Annotated in this window: 4 protein-coding genes; 3 read left to right on the top strand and 1 reads right to left on the bottom strand. The window is 43.7% G+C overall.

Annotated elements, in window-relative coordinates; all coding sequences use genetic code 11:
* On the top strand, positions 1-1,931 hold a 1,931-nt coding region (locus F6K57_RS38380), incomplete at its 5' end, for a glycosyltransferase (protein WP_293073773.1).
* Here F6K57_RS38380 and F6K57_RS38375 read toward each other — a convergent pair.
* Complete coding sequence (locus tag F6K57_RS38375) at positions 1,885-2,031, bottom strand: hypothetical protein (RefSeq protein ID WP_293022197.1); 147 nt, start codon at positions 2,029-2,031, stop codon at positions 1,885-1,887. The genes F6K57_RS38380 and F6K57_RS38375 overlap by 47 nt on opposite strands.
* 345 nt (positions 2,032-2,376) lie before the next feature.
* Between F6K57_RS38375 and F6K57_RS38370 the strand changes: the two genes are divergently transcribed.
* Both F6K57_RS38370 and F6K57_RS38365 read left to right on the top strand, forming a co-directional pair.
* On the top strand, positions 2,377-3,147 hold the full coding sequence (locus F6K57_RS38370) for an ABC transporter permease (protein ID WP_293073770.1): 771 nt from the start codon (positions 2,377-2,379) through the stop codon (positions 3,145-3,147).
* The coding region (locus F6K57_RS38365; protein ID WP_293073767.1) for a polysaccharide ABC transporter ATP-binding protein at positions 3,148-4,082 on the top strand (935 nt) is incomplete at its 3' end.

The raw sequence follows: 4,082 nt of genomic DNA, 5'->3' as shown, positions 1-4,082 counted from the left end.
AATGGTATCAGGTTAATCGAGGCAACAAAATCCATTGGAGACTCCTAGGTACTGGCGAATTCGGTACAGGGGCAAACATGGCTTATCGCCGCTCAGTCTTTGATGATATTGGTTTCTTTGACCCTGCCTTGGATGTGGGTACTGTGACTAATGGTGGTGGTGATTTAGAAATGTTTTTCCGGGTGGTGAAGGAAGGACATACCCTGGTCTATGAGCCTAGTGCCATAGTGCGCCATCGACATCGACGGGATTATGCTAAGTTGCGCACGCAAATTACTAATAACAGTATTGGTCTGTTTTCTTACTGTATCCGTAGCCTCTTTGCCTATCCAGATGAGTGTCTTTCTTTCTTGTGGATTTTGCTCTGGTGGATAGTGTATTGGAATTTAAGACGTCTGTGGCTTGGTTTCAAAAATCCCACTCGCTTCCCACAGGATTTAATTCTGGCTGAATTCAAAGGCTGCTTCACTGGTTTAACTCGCTATCACAAAGCTCGCCACACTGCTGCTGAGATTACTCAATCTTTCGGTAACCAAGAACGAAAAACAGAAGTTGATATAAATAGTGTTCCCTACCCGATTTTTTCTGACCATATATTTCCTGCTCTGACTAAGGAAGAAATCCCAAGGATTAAAACCAATCCAGGTATAGCAGTGCGGACTGTCGATCTACGGGAACCTTTACAGGCATTAACTGATGTCAAAGAGTACTCATCAGTACGAGTCTTTGTAAAATGGCATGATCACCTTTTAGGTAGCGTTGATATTGCTAACCCTGATCGAGGGATTAGCAAGAATCGCTTAATTGAAGTTATTGTCAATCAGTTTGGTCATAAGCTGCTCGAATTAGACCTTAACTTCAGTAGGGATTACTGCCAGACTCAAGCACTATCTATCTTAACTAATCACTATAAATTCACGGATAAAGAGACTGATTTACTAACCTGTTTACCTGATACTATACCAGTTTCTATTATCATCGCTACCTATGACAGACCCCAAGATTTGCGGAGGTGTTTGTGCAGCCTAGTTGCCCAAAAGTCTACTCGACAATTGGAAATTATTGTAGTTGATAATCATCCCGCTTCTGGTTGGACTCCACCAGTGGTTGCTGAGTTTCCTGATGTTGTCCTAGTTAGTGAATCCCGTCAGGGACTAGCTTATGCTCGCAATGCTGGCTTTGTTGCTAGTACCGGGGATATTGTGATTGCGACGGATGATGATGTTACTGTGCCACCAGATTGGTTAGAAAAGCTAATCGCTCCTTTTGCTAGACCGGATGTGATGATTGTCACAGGTAATGTTTTGCCCCTACAGTTGGAAACCTTAGCCCAGCAGTGTTTTGAAAATTATGGCGGCTTGGGACGGGGCTTTGAGCGGTTGGAGGTTAACGGAGATTGGTTTGAATCCTTTTCGCACCAGCCTGCACCAACTTGGGAGTTAGGAGCAACGGCTAATGCTGCTTTTCGTGCCAGTATATTTAGCCATCCTAAGATTGGCTTAATGAACGAAGCCCTCGGTCCCGGTATGCCTTCAGGAGTTGGTGAAGATACTTACTTATTCTATAAAGTACTTAAAGCTGGCTACACCCTGGTCTATGAGCCAAGCGCTTATGTCTGGCATAAGCATCGCACTGAGATGGCAGAGCTACATCGTCAGCTTTACAACTATAGTAAAGGTCATGTTGCTTACAATCTGACCACATGGCTACAAGATGGGGATTGGCGAGGATTGGTACAAATAGTGCTGGGATTGCCACTTGCTCATTTATCTCGCATCTATCAACGGCTAAGAGGTTGGAGCGATTATCCAATCTCCCTAATCTGGTTGGAAATGACAGGTAATTTGGCTGGAGTTTGGTCTTTGTGGCAGTCCCATATGCGGGTTAAACGTGAAGGTCGTATAGCAAAGGTAACAGGGAGTAGGGAGTAGGGAGTAGGCAAGAGGCAAGAGGCAAGAGGCAAGAGGAATCCCCCCTAACCCCCCTTAGTAAGGGGGGCGGGCAAGAGTGAAAAAATCTTGTGTACCTCATAGTTATGAAAAACACTGTAATCTCAGCCAAAGACTGAAACTTTTATTTCATCAATGTTTTAATATTTTTTTTTAATAACTAAAACTTGAAAGCACAATCGGTTAAATAAAGCCCTGTCAAGCTTTTATTGACTGCTTAATTACAGTAAACAAAACTATAAATATAGCATTTAAAATATATAAACCAGGCTTTATTATCTACTCTTACCTGCTCCCTGCTCCCTGCTCCCTGCTCCCTGCTCCCTAAAACCCAGGACTAAAGTACATAAACCAATTGAAAACTGCTTTAAAATGCTATATTACTCCAATGTCTTCAATAAAAAATCGAAAATCCAACATCAAAACGTTGTCTAAGTGGCGGTTTTATTATCTTTATGATTTGCTACGAGAGCTAGTTAATCGGGAGATGAAGCTACTCTACAAACGGTCAGTTTTAGGAGTAGCTTGGATGCTGCTTAATCCACTACTCCAGCTAGCTGTATTTTCCTTTGTTTTCCGTTTTGTATTGTCGGTTGATATTCCTCAATATACCTCCTTTGCATTTTCGGGTTTGTTGGTATGGACATGGTTTAGTAATTCTCTTTTCCAAGCCACTGGGGTGATTATTAGTAATCGCCCCCTGATCCGACAACCGGGTTTTCCCAACGCTATCTTACCGGTGGTTACCGTAACAACAGGTCTGATTCACTTTATTCTAGCCCTGCCAATATTAGTTATCTTTCTGTTAATCGATGGTGTTCAGCTACAGCCAGTAATTATACTGTTACCAATCCTACAAGCTCTCCAGTTTTCCGTTACCATTAGTTTAGCCTATATACTAGCTGGGCTTAATGTAATATTTCGCGACACCCAGCATACTATCGGTGTACTTCTACAGCTGTTTTTTTATCTCACACCTATTTTTTATGAAATTACTAATGTGCCCAAAAATTACCAGTTTTTCTATTACATTAACCCGATGGTGCATCTGGTTACCGCCTATCGCGCTGTACTAATTAAAGGAACACCACCGGATTGGCTAGCTCTGCTAGTTATGGCTTTGGTCACGGCAGTGTTTTTACCTATAGGTCTTCAAATTTTCCGGTGGCAGAGCGATCGCTTTGTGGAGGAATTATAGATGGTTGATGCAATTATTGTTCAAGGACTCGGTAAACGCTTTAACTACTATCATCCTGAGCGACCGCTTACCATTATGGAGGCGGCGCTGTCGGGTTTTCGGCATATTATGGCAGCGGAAGGGTTTTGGGCGTTGCGGAATATTACTTTCACGGTTTCCCCAGGCCAGATGCTAGGCATTCTCGGTCACAATGGGGCAGGTAAATCAACCCTGTTGCGCTTGATTGGTGGGGTTGGAAAACCCGATAAAGGGAAGGTTACGGTTAATGGCTCCATTGGAGCGCTGCTGGATTTGGGCGCTGGTTTCCATCCAGATTTGACTGGGCGAGAAAACGCTTTTGTTAGTGGTGTGGTAGCAGGTCTTACTCGTGAAGAGGTGGGGCGGCGTTTCGATGAAATCGTGACGTTTGCTGAACTTGAGCAGTTTATCGATAACCCAGTGCGCACTTATAGTACAGGGATGCAGATGCGGCTGGCGTTTTCGGTGGCTGTCCACACAGACCCAGATGTGATGCTAGTTGATGAGTTTCTGTCAGTTGGGGATTTGAGATTTCAGGCTAAGTGCTTGGAACGAATTGCTCAGTTGAAAGAGTCTGGCTGTGCTATTGTCCTAATTTCTCACAGTAGCGAGCAAATTGAGCAACTTTGCGATCGCGCTTTGTGGCTACAACAAGGACAAATCATGGCTTACGGTGAGCCAAAAGTGGTAGCAGGACAGTATGTCAATCAAATGCGATCGCAAACCCAGCAACCTACTCCCAACAGACCTGCCCAACTGACTAGGTCTGGTGTGGAACTGCGCATGAATGAAAACCGCTTTGGCTCTCTAGAAGTAGAAATTACCGATGTGTTGCTGTTACCTAGCTTAGAGATTAATAGTGGTGATTCCTTAGCCATTGACATTGAGTACTTTTCACCTCAAGCAATTGATGGACT

Source organism: Moorena sp. SIO4A5 (assembly GCF_010672005.1).
Taxonomy (GTDB): Bacteria; Cyanobacteriota; Cyanobacteriia; order Cyanobacteriales; family Coleofasciculaceae; genus Moorena.
The sequence above is the reverse complement of the archived record's forward strand: the minus strand, read 5'-3'. Positions and strand labels throughout refer to the sequence as shown.

Bases quoted from the DNA above. Each gene is read 5' to 3' on its own strand.
- F6K57_RS38375 (WP_293022197.1), bottom strand. From the start codon at position 2,031: ATGAGGTACACAAGATTTTTTCACTCTTGCCCGCCCCCCTTACTAAGG.